The following is a 447-nucleotide window of genomic DNA, read 5'->3' as shown; positions in this document are numbered from 1 at the left end:
GCGCAACCCTCGACCTTAGTTGCCAGCATTCAGTTGGGCACTCTAAGGTGACTGCCGGCTAAAAGTCGGAGGAAGGTGGGGATGACGTCAAATCATCATGCCCCTTATGACCTGGGCTACACACGTGCTACAATGGGCGGTACAAAGGGTCGCGAACCCGCGAGGGGGAGCCAATCCCAAAAAGCCGCTCTCAGTTCGGATTGCAGGCTGCAACTCGCCTGCATGAAGCCGGAATCGCTAGTAATCGCGGATCAGCATGCCGCGGTGAATACGTTCCCGGGCCTTGTACACACCGCCCGTCACACCACGAGAGTTTGCAACACCCGAAGTCGGTGAGGTAACCCTTACGGGAGCCAGCCGCCGAAGGTGGGGCAAATGATTGGGGTGAAGTCGTAACAAGGTAGCCGTATCGGAAGGTGCGGCTGGATCACCTCCTTTCTAAGGATA

1 rRNA gene is annotated in these 447 nt (G+C 57.3%); it reads left to right on the top strand.

Going from position 1 to position 447, the window contains the following annotated elements:
* Positions 1-438, top strand: a 16S ribosomal RNA gene (locus tag EKC99_RS15545); the annotation flags it as partial.
* Between the last annotated feature and the right edge of the window lie 9 nt (positions 439-447).

It is taken from the genome of Anoxybacillus sp. MB8, assembly GCF_011006755.1.
In the GTDB taxonomy this organism is placed as follows: domain Bacteria; phylum Bacillota; class Bacilli; order Bacillales; family Anoxybacillaceae; genus Anoxybacillus; species Anoxybacillus gonensis.
This window is presented reverse-complemented; position numbering and strand designations above follow the sequence as displayed.